Here is a 15,053-nt window from a genome sequence, read left to right on the forward strand (position 1 = left end):
TTGCCGGATAATCAGGCCCTGTTTGCTTAACCGGCTCGACCATGACCGAAATGCTAGTCGCCCTTCTCAGCGCCACCCTGATCAGCCAGTACATGCTGCGCCGGTTGCTGCCTGGTGATCCACAGTTGGAACGACTGCGGGTGCATGCCCTTGGGCTCGCGACCACGCTGCTGGTGGCGCTGGCCGGTATTTCGAGCTATCTGCTGGACCTTTTTTTGTTGCAGCCGTTGGCGCTGGGCGCGTTATGGCTGTTTGCCTACGTGCCCGCGGTGATCCTGTTGAGCCAGCCGTTGCTGAATGTGCTTTCCCGCCGCGTGCCCGCACTGCCCTTTACTGGGTTGTGGGGGCCGCTGCTGGCCAACGCCGGCGTGCTCAGTGTGGTGCTCCTGAGCCCTGGCAATACCAGCCAACTGATTTATTGCCTGGGCATCGGCCCGGCGTTCTGGCTGATCCTCAGCCTGTTCAATGACCTGCGCCAGCGAATAGACCAAAACGATATCCCCCAGCCCTTCAAAGGCCTGCCCGTGAACCTGCTCAGCGCCGGGCTGATGGCCGTGGCGTTGCTGGGCTTAAACGCAATGATCACACCATGAGCCTGATTCAACGTATCGACGCCCTGCTGCCCCAGACCCAATGCGGCAAATGCGGACACCCGGGTTGCAGGCCCTACGCCGAGGGTATCGCCCAGGGCGAGGCCATCAACAAGTGCCCGCCTGGCGGCACCGAAACCATCGCCGAGCTGGCGCAGCTGTTGAACCTGGCGCCGCTGGAGCTGGACCGTTCCCGTGGCGAAGCTCCCGCGCAGATTGCCTTTATCCGCGAGGCCGAGTGCATCGGCTGCACCAAGTGCATCCAGGCCTGCCCGGTGGATGCGATTGTCGGCGCAGCAAAGTTGATGCATACGGTCATCGTCGATGAATGCACCGGCTGCGACTTGTGCGTGGCCCCGTGCCCGGTGGACTGCATTGATATGCTGGCGCTGCCCCAGGCCACGGTGCTGCCGATAGTCGCAGGCTTTGCCAGTACCGCCGAGGAGCTCCAGGCGCGAGCGACCAAGCGCGACCGCGCCCGGCGTCGCTTCGAACAGCGCAATGCACGGCTGCAACGCGAGGAAGAACACAAACTGGCGGAACGCCTGGCCCGCAGCAAACGCCCGGCCCCCAGCCCGCAGGTTGAGAGCGACCCTATGCAGGCCGCCATCGAGCGGGTCCGCGCGCAAAAAGCTGCCGACATCGATGCGGCGGTAAAAAAGGCCAAAATCAACCTGGCAATGAGCCGAGCGCAACTGCACAAATCCCTCAAAGCCTTTGGCCACCCGCCAACCTTTGAGCAGCAGTCGCAGTTGATCATCCTGCAACAACAGTTTGAGTCCGCCGAACAGGCATTAAACGCACTCGAAGCGAACGCCCCCGCCGTGGCGATCCCGCAAACCAATAAAGATCCTGAGCTCAAGCGCGCAAAAATCCAGCTGGCCATGCGTCGCGCCGAGCTGAAAAAAGCCCAGGACGCGCTGGCCGGCGCCGAACAGTTGGCCACACTGGGCACAGCCCTGGCCGCTGCTGAACAGGCGTTGCACGCTGCCGAGGAAAACTCAGCCCAGCCCAGGCCAGACCTGCAACGTGTCGAGAAACGGCCGATCGACAACCAACTGCGCCAGTTGAAGACCGCCCTGGCCTATGCCCGCGCCGACCTGAGCAAGCTCGAACGCCACCCCGCCAGCAGTGCAATCGAGCTGATGGACGCCAGGCAGCGCCTGGCTGACGCCCAACGTTGGGTGGATGAACATGTTGGCGCCTGAAGCAGTCGAGCGCCAGCAACAGGCCATGCAGCGCCTGTTAATGGCAGTAACGCCTGGCTTGCTGGTGCTGTTCTGGCTGTATGGCTGGGGCGTGCTGATCAATCTGTTGCTGGCCGGCACCTGTGCATGGGCCGTCGAAGCCTGTGTGCGTCGGTTGCGCGGCCATGACTCCCGCGACCTGAGCGGTCTGGTCAGCGCGGTGCTGCTGGCCCTGGCATTGCCACCTTATTGCCCGTGGTGGTTATGCCTGGGCGCCGTCAGCAGTGCATTGCTGCTGGGCAAACACCTGTATGGCGGCAAGCAGAACCCATTCAACCCGGCCATGGTCGGTTATGCCCTGATGTTACTGGCCTTTCCCCAGCCAATGACCCATTGGCCGGCGTCCCACGGCCTCGACCTGCTGGCCGGCCTGCAACAGGTGTTCGGCCTGCACGGCGAGGCCGCCGATGCCTGGGCCCGAGCCACGGCGCTGGACGCTTTGCGCATCAACAATAGCCTGACCATCGATGAGCTGTTCGCCCGCCACCCGGCTTTCGGCCAGATCGCAGGCAAAGGAAGCGAGTGGGTAAACCTGGCGTTTCTCGCCGGCGGGCTTTTTTTACTGCAGCAACGGGTTTTCAGTTGGCACGCGCCAGTGGGCATGCTCGCCAGCCTGTTCGTCATCAGCCTGCTGTGCTGGAACGGCTCGGGCTCCGACTCCCATGGCTCGCCGCTGTTTCATCTGTTGACTGGGGCCACCATGCTGGGGGCCTTCTTCATCATCACCGAACCGGTGTCGGGTGCGAAAAGTGCGCGGGCGCGCTTGCTGTTTGGCGTGGGTGTGGGTGTATTGACCTATCTGATCCGCACCTGGGGCAGCTACCCGGATGGCGTAGCGTTCGCGGTACTGATGATGAACCTGGCGGTGCCCGCGCTGGAGCGTTGGGCGCGACCGCAGGCGGTGAATGCATGAAGCGCACCTCTCAAGCCTTGATCGTGCTGCTGATCGCGGTTGGCGCAGTGGGCCTGACCATCGGCCTGCAACAGCTGACCGCCAAGCCGATTGCCGAGCAGCAGCGCGCGCTGCAAAACCGGGCGCTGCTGGATGTGCTGCCCACTGGCGGCTATGACAATCAACCGCTGGAGCACCCACTGGGCATCACCTCGCCAATGCTGGACAACAGTCAACTGCTGGGTGGTTACCTAGCGACCCTGGCCGGTAAACCCAGTGCGGTTGTGCTGCGCTCACAGATCGATGGATATGGTGGGCGCATTGAGTTGCTGATTGCCATCGACCGCAACGCCAAGCTGCTCGGGGTAAAAACCCTGGCACACACGGAAACACCCAGTCTGGGCGGACACATTGGCGAGTCCGGCAATGCGTGGATTGCTGCATTCAAGGGGCTGTCACTGGAAAATCCACAGGCCTGGGCGCTGAAGAGAGACAGCGGCCAATTCGACCAGATGGTCGGCGCCACCATCACGTCTCGCGCGGTGATCAATGCGATCCATGATGCCTTGCGCTACTTTGACGGGCATCGCCAGGCACTGCTGGAGCCCACCGACCATGACTAAACCGTTCGCCCTCGCCAGCCTGTTGTTGCTACCTGCGCTGCTGGGTGTCAGTGCTACGCCGTCGGGCGCCGCAATGTTCTGGGTTTCGTGGGTGCTAATCGTAACGCTCCATGGCTGGAGCTGCGGCTGGGTGCGCAATCGCCTCAGTGGCCATTGGCGGCTGATGGCCAATGTGTTGCTGGCCACCACCTGGGTCAGTTGCGCGTACCTGGTGGCGCAGGCCCTGGCCTTTGCGCCGTCTATGGGCCTTGGGGCATACCTGGCGCTGATCGCCATGCAATGCGTACTGCTTGAACATGACGGCCTGTTCGCTGCCAACCAGCGCAGGGCACGGCTTCAACTGATCGCTGTGTCAGCCGGGCTGTTGGTTGCAATCACTGTTGCGCGCTTTTTACTCGCCAGCAGCATCGCCATGCTCGCCCCAACAGGGTTTATTCTGCTCGGGTTGCTGCTTGCCGGATGGCAGGCCTGGACTCAACGCCGCAAACCACACTGAAGGAACCGCTCGCCCAATGAACGCCGCAAAACGCCTGGAGATCTTTCGAAGGTTTCACGAAGACAATCCGGAACCCAAGACCGAACTGGCCTACTCGTCACCGTTCGAGTTGCTGATCGCCGTGATCCTGTCTGCACAATCGACGGATGTGGGCGTGAACAAGGCCACGGCCAAGCTGTTTCCCGTGGCCAACACCCCGGCGGCGATCCATGCCCTGGGGGTGGAAGGGCTGTCGCAGTACATCAAGACCATTGGCCTGTACAACAGCAAGGCGAAGAACGTCATTGAAACCTGCCGGTTGCTGGTCGAGTTGCATGGCGGTGAAGTGCCACAGACCCGCGAAGCACTTGAAGCATTGCCCGGCGTGGGGCGCAAGACGGCCAATGTGGTGCTCAATACAGCGTTTCGCCAACTGACGATGGCAGTGGACACCCATATTTTCCGAGTCAGCAACCGTACAGGGCTGGCGCCTGGCAAAAATGTGGTGGAGGTGGAGAAGCAACTGATGAAGTTTGTACCCAAGCCTTACCTGCTCGACTCCCACCACTGGCTGATCCTGCACGGACGTTATGTGTGCCAGGCCCGCAAGCCGCGTTGTGGCAGCTGTCGCATCGAGGATCTGTGTGAATACAAGGAAAAGACGTCGGACGATTGAGTAATCATTGATTTTATTGATCAGTCGATTGAAAAAATCTTTTTTACCCGGTGCACGATTGTCGATATAAGGAGCGCCAACGGCAGTCTTAGCCTGGAGTTAACCTTATGAGCACTGGCAAAGAGCAACTGGATGTAGAAGATGACTTTGTGGCCGCAGACGCTGACGAAGCAGCCGAGGCACCTGTAGAAGTTGCCAAGACCAATTTGAGCAAACGCCGCACCATCGACAATCTTCTGGAAGAGCGACGCTTGCAAAAACAGTTGGCCGATTACGATTTCGATCTCTAGCCAAACGATCACACAGAAGCCTCCGCCATGGAGGCTTTTCCTGCCTGTTGCTCCCTGCTTATTAAACCAGGCCGTTACGCTGGGCAAGCTCGATCAGGTCCACCAGGGACCGGGCATTGAGCTTGAGCAGCAAGCGTGTCTTGTACGTGCTCACCGTCTTGTTGCTGAGGAACATGCCGTCGGCGATCTCCTTGTTGGTTTTGCCCTGGGCCAGTTGCTGCAACACCATCATCTCCCGGCCTGAGAGCCGCTCGACCATATCCGCCTCACTGGTATTGCCTTGCGTGGAGCGCACCGAGTTGAGGGCCTGGTTGGGGAAGTAGCTGTAGCCAGACAGCACCGCCTTGATCGCACTCAGCAACTCGGTGAGATCCTGTTGCTTGCACACGTAGCCCGCGGCACCAGCCTGCATGCAACGCATGGAAAAGTGGCCTGGCGCCTGTGACGTCAAGACCAGCACCTTGAAGGGTTGCGCCTGCTTTGTGGAAGACAGGCGACAAATAACTTCCAAACCGTCAAGTTTGGGAATTCCAATATCCAGGATGACAATATCCGGCATATGCTCCCGCGCTAGTTGCAACGCGTCGACTCCGTTATCGGTCTCTGCAACGACCTCATAACCATGACGTTCCATTAGCATGCGTACAGCAAGACGAATGACGGGATGATCATCCACGATCAGCACTTTATTCATGGGCAAGTCCAATTTCGCTGTTCGAATTATTCAGAACCAGCACAATAGCCTAGTCGTTTCCTCCTTGGCATAGCACTCCCCCCCAAGTAACGACAAGCAGAGACCCAGCCCACAAAGTTATGAGAATAAGCCTACAAAAAAACGACTATATGGATGTGTCGGTTTTTGTTCGGCCTTTCAGAACTTTCCGCTGGCAAACATATCTTGACTCAAAAAAGCCCCCATCGCCGAGGAAAAGTAAACGTGACGCACGCCACTTTCAGGAAATACCCCTTGCACGGTTTGCATCGGCGGGCGTCGGAGCCACCAAAGCCGTTTCCAAAAAGTTCCCTCGTGCAACACCCCCTGACAACAACTGGAATTATCTGACAGATATTTCTACAAACGAAACCTAACGCTTCCTTTTTACTACTAAACAACTGGATGAATTCAAACACAAATAAGACTATTCGCCTGAAACACCAACTTTCTGACACAAAAAATCAAATGTAAAAAATAATAAACACCAAAAATTCCGACGACCAAAAGAACATTAAACATTGATAAACACAATCGCCTCCTGAATCGCAGGTAAAAAAAATGGCCCCTCTTTCAAGGAACCATTCTTTATGAGGCTTCAGGCTTTTCAGAACAACTTGCGGCCCTTGTTGGCCGCAATGCGCATGCGCAGGGCGTTGAGCTTGATGAAACCAGCGGCATCGGCCTGATTGTAGGCACCGCCGTCCTCTTCAAAGGTCGCGATGTTGGCATCGAACAGCGACTCATCGGACTTGCGGCCGGTCACGATCACGTTGCCCTTGTACAGCTTCAGGCGCACAACACCGTTCACATGGACCTGGGACGCATCGATCATCTGTTGCAGCATCAGGCGCTCAGGGCTCCACCAGTAGCCGGTGTAGATCAGGCTGGCGTACTTGGGCATCAGCTCATCTTTGAGGTGAGCCACTTCGCGGTCCAGGGTGATGGACTCGATGGCGCGGTGAGCGCGCAGCATGATGGTGCCGCCTGGGGTTTCGTAGCAGCCACGGGACTTCATGCCCACGTAACGGTTTTCCACGATGTCCAGACGGCCAATGCCGTGCTCGCCACCGATACGGTTCAGGGTCGCCAGTACGGTGGCCGGGGTCATTTCGACGCCGTCCAGCGCGACGATGTCGCCGTTGCGGTAGGTCAGTTCCAGGTACTGGGCCTTGTCAGGAGCGTTCTCCGGGGAGACGGTCCATTTCCACATGTCTTCTTCGTGCTCGGTCCAGGTGTCTTCCAGCACGCCGCCTTCATAGGAGATGTGCAGGAGGTTGGCGTCCATCGAGTACGGGGACTTCTTCTTGCCGTGGCGTTCGATCGGGATTGCGTGCTTTTCAGCGTAATCCATCAGCTTTTCACGGGACAACAGGTCCCATTCACGCCAAGGGGCAATCACTTTTACGCCAGGCTTCAAGGCATAGGCGCCCAGTTCGAAACGCACCTGGTCGTTGCCCTTGCCAGTGGCGCCATGGGAAATGGCGTCAGCGCCGGTTTCATTGGCGATTTCGATCAGGCGCTTGGCGATCAGCGGACGTGCGATGGAAGTACCCAGCAGGTACTCGCCTTCGTAGACGGTGTTGGCGCGAAACATCGGGAAAACGAAATCGCGGACGAATTCTTCGCGCAGGTCGTCAATGTAGATCTCTTTGACGCCCATGGCTTGCGCCTTGGCTCGTGCAGGTTCGACCTCTTCGCCCTGACCCAGGTCAGCGGTGAAGGTCACCACTTCACAGTTATAAGTATCCTGCAGCCACTTGAGGATCACCGAAGTGTCCAGGCCGCCGGAATACGCGAGAACGACCTTGTTTACGTCGGCCATGCCATCACTCCACGGGGTTTTACGGAAAGGCGTCGATTCTACCGATCAAAACCGTGAAATTACAGGGGCGCGACAGCAAATGAAGATAAAGCGACAGATTATGTCGGGCGCGCGACGAATGGCCGCACTCAGGACGTCGCCGCCGCATTCGCCGGAGCCGTGGCCTGGGGCGCTGGTTTCTCGGGGGCAGGCACGCGATCAAGGTGAATATTCACTCGCCGGTTCTTCGCCCGGTTGGCCGGATTGGTATTGGGCACCAGCGGATAACGTTCACCGTGGAAGCGCAGAACGATCTGCGACTCAGGAATACCGTTGGCCTTGAGGAAGTCCATCACCGCCAGGCCCCGGCGCCGGGACAGGTCGCGATTGGTCAGGCGGTTGCCGCTGTTGTCCGAATGGCCGTCCAGTTCGATATGGTTGACCGTAGGATCGGCCTTGATGAATTCGAGCATCACCATCAACTTGGCCTTGGCCGCCGGATCCAGGTCGATACCACCACCCGGAAAGCCCACTTCAGCCTGCTTGACCTGCTCGAAATTCATCGGCAGCAATTTCGCGGTACACAACTGGTAGTCGCTATAGGCCTTATTGAATCGCACCGGCAGCAGGCGGATTTCCGAATAGCCGCCGTCCCGGGAATAGTGGCGCACGGTGGGGCTGCGACCCTCCAGCAAACCATTGAACAGGCGCCCGGCCTGGGCTTGGGAGCTGTTGAACAGCACATCGCCGCTGCCGACACGTACGGCACCAAGGTTGATATCACCGCGCCCCGGCTGCCACGGTGCCGCCGCCGCCAATAGCGTTGCGGAACCAACACCCAACGCACTGTTATAGGCTTTCAGACGGAATGTTGCCTGCTCGCCGGCCCGGCGCACAAACTCACCCGAACCAAAATCGGTGATCGGCTGGCTCAAGCGGCACTCGAACTTGTCGCCTTCCACCTTCCACTCGATATTCTCCAGGCGCGTCTGGAATGTCAGGGCCATCGCGGGCAGGCTGGCGAACACGCTGAGCAGGGCTAGATATTGCTGGCGCACGGGCGGCTCCACTGGTTTCTACAACACATCAAGGCGTCATACATCGTTAAGGCATACCCAGGGATATCGGTCGGGCCCTGCAAAACTTGATAGCGAGTGCCTGCAAGAGTCTTTTCCGGTAGCATTCCCACCAGATTGACCCGCCTGGAATCCCCAATGTCCGACCGCCTGACCCTGCTGCGTCCCGACGACTGGCATATTCATCTTCGCGATGGTGCTGCGTTGCCCCAAACCGTGGCCGATGTTGCGCGCACGTTTGGCCGCGCCATCATCATGCCTAACCTGGTACCTCCGGTGCGTAATGCCGCTGAAGCCGACGCCTATCGCCAGCGCATCCTCGCTGCGCGGCCGGCCGGTAGCCGCTTCGAACCGTTGATGGTGCTCTACCTGACCGACCGCACCCAGCCTGCCGAAATCCGCGAGGCCAAGGCCAGCGGTTTCGTACACGCCGCCAAGCTGTACCCGGCCGGTGCCACGACCAACTCCGACTCCGGCGTGACCAGTATCGACAAGATCCTGCCCGCCATCGAAGCCATGGCCGAAGTGGGCATGCCGCTGCTGATCCACGGTGAAGTCACCCGTGGCGATGTCGATGTATTCGATCGCGAGAAGATCTTCATCGACGAACACATGCGCCGTGTGGTCGAGCTGTTCCCGACCCTCAAGGTGGTGTTCGAGCACATCACCACCGCAGATGCCGTGCAGTTCGTCAGCGAGGCCTCGGCCAACGTTGGCGCGACCATCACCGCGCACCACCTGCTGTACAACCGCAACCACATGCTGGTGGGCGGGATCCGGCCGCACTTCTATTGCCTGCCGATCCTCAAGCGCAACACTCACCAGGTAGCGTTGCTCGATGCCGCCACCAGTGGCAGCGCGAAGTTTTTCCTCGGCACCGACTCGGCGCCCCACGCCCAGCACGCCAAGGAAGCGGCCTGCGGCTGTGCCGGCTGCTACACCGCCTATGCGGCGATCGAGTTGTACGCCGAGGCCTTCGAGGCGCGCAACGCCCTGGACAAACTAGAGGCCTTCGCCAGCCTCAATGGCCCGCGCTTCTACGGCCTGCCGGCGAATACCGACCGCATTACCCTGGTCCGTGAAGACTGGACCGCCCCCACCAGCCTGCCATTTGGCGAGTTGACCGTTATCCCGCTGCGCGCCGGTGAAACACTGCGCTGGCGCCTGCTGGAGGAACACAAGTGAGTGAAGACCATTACGACGACGAACAGGAACACGGTGGCGGCGGTTCGCGTCACCCGATGGCCGAGCGTTTCCGCGGCTATCTGCCTGTCGTTATCGACGTAGAGACCGGCGGTTTCAATTGCGCCACCGATGCGCTGCTGGAAATTGCCGCGACGACCATCGGCATGGATGAACAGGGCTTTGTGTATCCAGAACACACCCACTTCTTCCGCGTCGAGCCGTTTGAAGGCGCCAACATCGAAGCCGCTGCCCTGGAGTTCACCGGTATCAAGCTCGATCATCCGTTGCGCATGGCCGTCAGCGAAGAAGCTGCGCTGACCGACATCTTCCGTGGTGTGCGCAAGGCGTTGAAGGCCAATGGCTGCAAACGCGCGATCCTGGTCGGCCACAACAGCAGTTTCGACCTGGGCTTCCTCAACGCCGCCGTGGCGCGCCTGGACATGAAGCGCAACCCGTTTCACCCGTTCTCCAGCTTTGACACCGCCACCCTGGCTGGCCTGGCTTATGGCCAGACCGTATTGGCCAAGGCATGCCAGGCAGCCGGCATCGACTTCGACGGACGTGAAGCCCACTCGGCTCGCTACGACACCGAGAAGACCGCCGACCTGTTCTGCGGCATCGTCAACCGCTGGAAACAGATGGGCGGCTGGGAAGACTTCAGCGACTGATTGCGTCCCTGAATCCCATGCATAAAAAAACCGGCCCTCTCAGGCCGGTTTTTTTTACCGCGAACCTGGCTTACAGCTTGCCAGCGTTCTCGGTCAGGTAAGCCGCAACGCCTGCTGGCGAAGCGTTCATGCCCTTGTCGCCTTTTTTCCAGTTGGCCGGGCAGACTTCACCGTGCTCTTCGTGGAATTGCAGAGCGTCGACCAGACGGATCAGCTCTTCCATGTTACGGCCCAGCGGCAGGTCGTTGATGATCTGCGAGCGCACAACGCCCTTGTCGTCGATCAGGAACGCGCCACGGAATGCCACGCCGCCTTCGGACTCAACGTCGTAGGCCTTGGCAATGTCGTGCTTCATGTCGGCAGCCATGGTGTATTTGACTTTGCCGATGCCGCCATCATTGATGGCAGTGTTGCGCCAGGCGTTGTGGGTGAAATGGGAGTCGATGGAAACGGCAACCACTTCAACGTTACGCGCCTTGAAGTCGTCCATGCGGTGATCCAGGGCGATCAGCTCGGACGGGCAGACGAAGGTGAAGTCCAGCGGGTAGAAGAACACCAGGCCGTATTTGCCTTTGATGGCTTCAGACAGCTTGAAGCTGTCAACGATTTCGCCATTGCCGAGGACGGCTGGTACGTCGAAATCCGGGGCTTGTTTGCCGACGAGTACGCTCATTGGTTATCTCCTGATGGTAATTGAAGTAAATGGACCGCCTTTGAGTCTGCCGTGATTTGACGACAGGCCCGTGACGCGATCACGCTTCGTAAAGACCAACCATCATACCTGAAAAAAGCCGTTCGTCAGCGAGGGCCATATGGGGGGCAATGCTTTGAGAAAGCACTTTGACAATCATTCTCGTTAACATTAAGATCCATCGCACTTAAGCCTTAAACCCGCGATGGTTCTCCCTTATGTATGTCTGCCTCTGCACTGGCGTCACCGACGGACAAATCCGCGAAGCGATCTATGAAGGTTGCTGCAGCTACAAGGAAGTGCGTGAAACCACCGGCGTAGCCAGCCAATGTGGCAAATGTGCCTGCCTCGCCAAGCAAGTGGTACGGGAAACCCTGACAAAACTGCAGGTAGCCCAGGCCGCAATCCCCTATTCAGTAGAATTTACACACGCCTGAATCAGCCTATTTTAAAGAACCGGACTTAATGTCCGGTTTTTTTATGTCTGTAATTCAAATAGTTAGCACCAAGACGCGGAACACAAACATTCTTATTCCGATTAATTTTCATTTATTATTCAATAACTTAGGTTTGACACTCGTAATTGTGCAGCTCAAACTCTGCCCTATATACAACGAATACAGGGCAGGACCCCAATCATGAAAGGCGACATCTCAGTCATCCAGCAACTCAACAAAATCCTTGCCAATGAACTGGTCGCGATCAATCAGTACTTCCTGCATGCACGCATGTATGACGACTGGGGCCTGGAAAAGCTCGGCAAGCGTGAGTACAAGGAATCGATCAAGGCCATGAAGGATGCAGACGCGCTGATCAAGCGCATCCTGTTCCTCGAAGGCCTGCCGAACGTCCAGGACCTGGGCAAGCTGAACATCGGCGAGCACACCCTGGAAATGCTCAACAGCGACCTGAACTTGGAGCGCAAGAGCCACGCCGACCTCAAGGCCGCCATTGCCCACTGCGAGACCAAGGGCGACTTCGGTAGCCGTGAGCTGCTGGAAGATATCCTGGAAGACCAGGAAGAGCACATCGACTGGCTGGAAACCCAAGTCGGCCTGATCGACAAAGTGACCCTGGAGAATTACCTGCAATCGCAGATGGGTGAATAATCTCTAACTATTGTAGGAGCGAGCTCGCTCGCGAAGGACGTTAACGATAACGCGAGCATTCTGAATGAACGCGGCGCCTTTACGCTTTTCGCGAGCAAGCTCGCTCCTACAGGTACAAAAAAGCCCCGCTCTCGAATGAGAAGCGGGGCTTTTTATTGCGCGCGAATTACGCTTCGGTCTTGGCAGCGGCTTTTTCAGCAGCGTCCTTGATCAGCGCCTGCAACGAACCATCAGCCGCCATTTCGGTGATGATATCGCTACCGCCGACCAGTTCACCGGCTACCCACAGTTGTGGGAAAGTTGGCCAGTTGGCGTACTTCGGCAGGTTGGCGCGGATTTCCGGGTTTTGCAGGATATCCACGTAAGCGAACTTTTCACCACACTGCATGACAGCCTGGGAAGCCTTCGCGGAGAAGCCACACTGAGGGGCATTCGGGGCGCCCTTCATGTAAAGCAGAATGGTGTTGTTGGCAATCTGCTCTTTAATCGTTTCGATGATATCCATGGAACACCTCGGCTGGAACTTTGCGACTCACAGGTCGGCACGGTGGCGCATTGTAACGCAAAATCCCAGCGTGGTGCTCAGGCTCCCCGACAGACTCACTGCGTCACGCCGCCGCGACCTGCACTGGCACGCCGTTCAATGCTGCGTTGCCCGACAGCTCGTCCAACTGCCGCTCATCCGTGAGGTCGTTGGCACTGGCTCCAGGCTGTGCGCTGGCAATGTTCATGTGTACGCCCGGCCGGTCATGCCCCCAACCGTGAGGCAGGCTGACTACGCCAGGCATCATCTCCAGGCTGGACAGCACTTGCACTTCGATCATGCCGATCCGCGAGCTGACCCGCACCTGCTGCCCATCACTGAGTTGGCGACTGGCGAGGTCATCCGGATGCATCAGCAATTGATGCCGCGGCTTGCCCTTCACCAACCGGTGATAGTTATGCATCCATGAATTATTGCTGCGCACATGCCGGCGACCGATCAGCAGCAACTCATCGGCCTTGGGCAACGGCAAGGCTGCAAACCGCGCCAGGTCCGCCAGGATCACTGCTGGCGCCGCCTGCACCCGACCATTGGCGGTTTTCAAGCGCCCTGCCAGGTTGGCCTTCAACGGCCCCAGGTCCAGGCCATGGGGATGCTCGGCCAGCATGGCCACCGACAGTTTATGGCTGGAGGCATCGCCATAGGCGCCCGCCCGCAGGCCAAAATCAATCATCTGCGCTGGCGCCATCGTGGGCTTGAGCGGGTTGCCGGTCCTGGCCGCAAACGCCTGGGCCAGGCCGACGAAAATTTCCCAGTCGTGCAACGCGCCCTCAGGCTTGGGCAGGATCGCCCGGTTGAAGCGCGTGACGTTACGCACCGCAAACATATTGAAGGTGGTGTCGTAGTGATCGTTTTCCAGGGCCGAGGTCGACGGCAGGATCAGGTCGGCATAGCGCGTGGTTTCATTGATATACAAGTCCACGCTGACCATGAACTCCAGGCCGTCCAACGCCTGCTCCAGTTGCCGCCCATTGGGCGTGGACAACACCGGATTGCCGGCGACCGTTACCAGTGCGCGGATTTGCCCTTCGCCTTCGGTGAGCATTTCTTCGGCCAGGGCCGACACCGGCAGTTCACCGCTGTATTCGGGACGCCCGGAAACCCGACTCTGCCAGCGATTGAAATGCCCGCCGGAGGTCGCCGCCACCAGGTCCACTGCGGGCTCGGTGCACAAGGCGCCGCCTACCCGATCCAGATTGCCGGTGACCAGGTTGATCAACTGCACCAACCAATGGCACAAGGTGCCGAATGCCTGGGTCGACACCCCCATCCGGCCGTAGCAGACCGCCTTGTCTGCCGCTGCAAAATCCCGCGCCAACTGGCGAATCTGTGCCGCCGGGATCGCGCACCGGGTACTCATGGCCTCGGCGGTAAAACCCTCAACCGCGCGGCGCACTTCATCCAGGCCGTCCACCGGCAGGTGACTGTCGCGGGTCAGGTTCTCGGCAAACAAGGTGTTGAGCAGCCCGAACAGTAGCGCCGCATCCCCACCGGGACGCACAAACAGATGCTGGTCGGCCATGGCCGCCGTCTCACTGCGCCGGGGGTCGACCACCACCACTTTGCCGCCCCGCGCCTGAATCGCCTTCAGGCGCTTTTCCACATCTGGCACGGTCATGATGCTGCCATTGGAGGCCAGTGGATTGCCGCCCAGGATCAACATGAAGTCGGTCTGGTCGATATCCGGGATGGGCAGCAACAGGCCATGGCCATACATCAGGTGGCTGGAAAGGTGGTGAGGCAGTTGGTCCACCGACGTTGCAGAGAAACGATTGCGCGTCTTCAACTGCCCGAGAAAGTAGTTGCTGTGAGTCATCAAGCCATAGTTATGCACGCTGGGATTGCCCTGGTATACCGCCACCGCATTCTGCCCATGCCGCGCCTGGATGCCCGCCAGCCGCTCGGCCACCAGGGTAAAGGCCTCGCCCCACGGGATCGGTTGCCATTCGCTGCCCACCCGCAGCATCGGCTGGTGCAGGCGATCGGGATCATTCTGGATATCCTGCAGGGCCACGGCCTTGGGGCAGATATGGCCACGGCTGAAGGTGTCCTGGGCGTCACCCTTGATCGAGGTGATGGCGATGCCGCCCTCCTCAGAGGTGGTGGTTTCCAGGGTCAGGCCGCAGATGGCTTCGCACAGGTGGCAGGCACGGTGATGGAGAGTCTTGGTCATGGCCAGTCTCTTTATTAGGGCTTTGGCCCAACTATGGGCCGCGGCCACTAGTGGCGCCAGCAACGTTCGCCCCGTGAATCAACGGGCATCAGGCCAGGCCATGGCCAAGCATGAGTAAATGTTTCAGAGAGCGCCCGCGTTGCCCAGGAAACCGACGCAACCTGGCCTCAGGCCGCCATCACACATTGCAAAAGGTCGCGACGCCAGTGTACAAATGACCCGCTGCAGTGCGTAAACAGGCCTCAAAAGTGCAATTCCCGCCCCTTTGAACCCCTCTAAAAAACCGTAGCCTATTGGT

Annotated in this window: 17 protein-coding genes; 11 read left to right on the forward strand and 6 right to left on the reverse strand. The window is 59.0% G+C overall.

Annotated elements, in window-relative coordinates:
* Positions 1-41 precede the first annotated feature (41 nt).
* From BFQ03_RS23480 to BFQ03_RS23510, 7 genes are all read left to right on the forward strand, one after another.
* On the forward strand, positions 42-593 hold the full coding sequence (locus BFQ03_RS23480; RefSeq protein WP_065942650.1) for an Rnf-Nqr domain containing protein: 552 nt from the start codon (positions 42-44) through the stop codon (positions 591-593).
* Positions 590-1,798, forward strand: coding sequence for an electron transport complex subunit RsxB (gene rsxB, locus BFQ03_RS23485; protein ID WP_032858427.1), 1,209 nt, complete (start codon positions 590-592; stop codon positions 1,796-1,798). The genes BFQ03_RS23480 and rsxB overlap by 4 nt, the downstream gene beginning before the upstream one ends.
* A complete protein-coding gene (locus BFQ03_RS23490; RefSeq protein ID WP_065942649.1) occupies positions 1,785-2,750 on the forward strand; it encodes an RnfABCDGE type electron transport complex subunit D in 966 nt (321 codons plus the stop codon). Before rsxB ends, BFQ03_RS23490 begins: the two co-directional genes overlap by 14 nt.
* Complete coding sequence (locus tag BFQ03_RS23495; protein ID WP_065942648.1) at positions 2,747-3,352, forward strand: RnfABCDGE type electron transport complex subunit G; 606 nt, start codon at positions 2,747-2,749, stop codon at positions 3,350-3,352. Before BFQ03_RS23490 ends, BFQ03_RS23495 begins: the two co-directional genes overlap by 4 nt.
* Entirely contained in the window at positions 3,345-3,848 is a 504-nt protein-coding gene (locus BFQ03_RS23500; protein WP_032858431.1) for an Rnf-Nqr domain containing protein, read from the forward strand. The genes BFQ03_RS23495 and BFQ03_RS23500 overlap by 8 nt, the downstream gene beginning before the upstream one ends.
* Before the next feature lie 16 nt (positions 3,849-3,864).
* Positions 3,865-4,503, forward strand: a complete 639-nt coding sequence (nth, locus tag BFQ03_RS23505) for an endonuclease III (protein WP_032858433.1) — start codon at positions 3,865-3,867, stop codon at positions 4,501-4,503.
* A gap of 107 nt (positions 4,504-4,610) precedes the next feature.
* On the forward strand, positions 4,611-4,793 hold the full coding sequence (locus BFQ03_RS23510) for a PA3496 family putative envelope integrity protein (protein ID WP_065942647.1): 183 nt from the start codon (positions 4,611-4,613) through the stop codon (positions 4,791-4,793).
* A gap of 61 nt (positions 4,794-4,854) precedes the next feature.
* Here the strand turns inward: BFQ03_RS23510 and BFQ03_RS23515 are convergent, their stop codons facing one another.
* From BFQ03_RS23515 to BFQ03_RS23525, 3 genes are all read right to left on the reverse strand, one after another.
* Positions 4,855-5,487: a response regulator transcription factor gene (locus tag BFQ03_RS23515; protein WP_032858436.1), complete on the reverse strand. Its 633-nt coding sequence runs from the start codon at positions 5,485-5,487 to the stop codon at positions 4,855-4,857.
* A 625-nt stretch (positions 5,488-6,112) separates the two neighbouring features.
* Positions 6,113-7,330, reverse strand: coding sequence for an argininosuccinate synthase (locus tag BFQ03_RS23520; protein ID WP_003208700.1), 1,218 nt, complete (start codon positions 7,328-7,330; stop codon positions 6,113-6,115).
* A 128-nt stretch (positions 7,331-7,458) separates the two neighbouring features.
* Complete coding sequence (locus BFQ03_RS23525; RefSeq protein WP_032858438.1) at positions 7,459-8,367, reverse strand: flagellar protein MotY; 909 nt, start codon at positions 8,365-8,367, stop codon at positions 7,459-7,461.
* A gap of 156 nt (positions 8,368-8,523) precedes the next feature.
* Between BFQ03_RS23525 and pyrC the strand changes: the two genes are divergently transcribed.
* Positions 8,524-9,570 (forward strand): dihydroorotase, encoded by a 1,047-nt coding sequence (gene pyrC / locus BFQ03_RS23530; RefSeq protein WP_065942646.1) that lies wholly within the window; start codon positions 8,524-8,526, stop codon positions 9,568-9,570.
* Complete coding sequence (rnt, locus tag BFQ03_RS23535) at positions 9,567-10,238, forward strand: ribonuclease T (RefSeq protein ID WP_029295237.1); 672 nt, start codon at positions 9,567-9,569, stop codon at positions 10,236-10,238. Before pyrC ends, rnt begins: the two co-directional genes overlap by 4 nt.
* A gap of 70 nt (positions 10,239-10,308) precedes the next feature.
* Here the strand turns inward: rnt and BFQ03_RS23540 are convergent, their stop codons facing one another.
* The gene (locus BFQ03_RS23540) at positions 10,309-10,911 is read right to left on the reverse strand and encodes a peroxiredoxin (RefSeq protein WP_032858443.1); all 603 of its coding nucleotides are present in this window, start codon (positions 10,909-10,911) and stop codon (positions 10,309-10,311) included.
* A gap of 236 nt (positions 10,912-11,147) precedes the next feature.
* Here BFQ03_RS23540 and BFQ03_RS23545 point away from each other — a divergent pair, with 236 nt between their 5' ends.
* Together BFQ03_RS23545 and bfr are read left to right on the forward strand one after the other, a co-directional pair.
* Positions 11,148-11,366: a bacterioferritin-associated ferredoxin gene (locus BFQ03_RS23545; protein ID WP_032858445.1), complete on the forward strand. Its 219-nt coding sequence runs from the start codon at positions 11,148-11,150 to the stop codon at positions 11,364-11,366.
* Between the two features lie 201 nt (positions 11,367-11,567).
* On the forward strand, positions 11,568-12,038 hold the full coding sequence (gene bfr / locus BFQ03_RS23550; RefSeq protein WP_032858446.1) for a bacterioferritin: 471 nt from the start codon (positions 11,568-11,570) through the stop codon (positions 12,036-12,038).
* Positions 12,039-12,204: 166 nt separating this feature from the next.
* Here bfr and grxD read toward each other — a convergent pair whose 3' ends face one another.
* Both grxD and BFQ03_RS23560 read right to left on the reverse strand, forming a co-directional pair.
* Positions 12,205-12,543, reverse strand: a complete 339-nt coding sequence (gene grxD / locus BFQ03_RS23555) for a Grx4 family monothiol glutaredoxin (RefSeq protein WP_032858447.1) — start codon at positions 12,541-12,543, stop codon at positions 12,205-12,207.
* A gap of 103 nt (positions 12,544-12,646) precedes the next feature.
* On the reverse strand, positions 12,647-14,755 hold the full coding sequence (locus BFQ03_RS23560; RefSeq protein WP_032858448.1) for a molybdopterin oxidoreductase family protein: 2,109 nt from the start codon (positions 14,753-14,755) through the stop codon (positions 12,647-12,649).
* Positions 14,756-15,053: the final 298 nt, after the last annotated feature.

This window comes from Pseudomonas sp. 25 R 14, from assembly GCF_900004755.1.
In the GTDB taxonomy this organism is placed as follows: Bacteria; Pseudomonadota; Gammaproteobacteria; order Pseudomonadales; family Pseudomonadaceae; genus Aquipseudomonas; species Aquipseudomonas brenneri.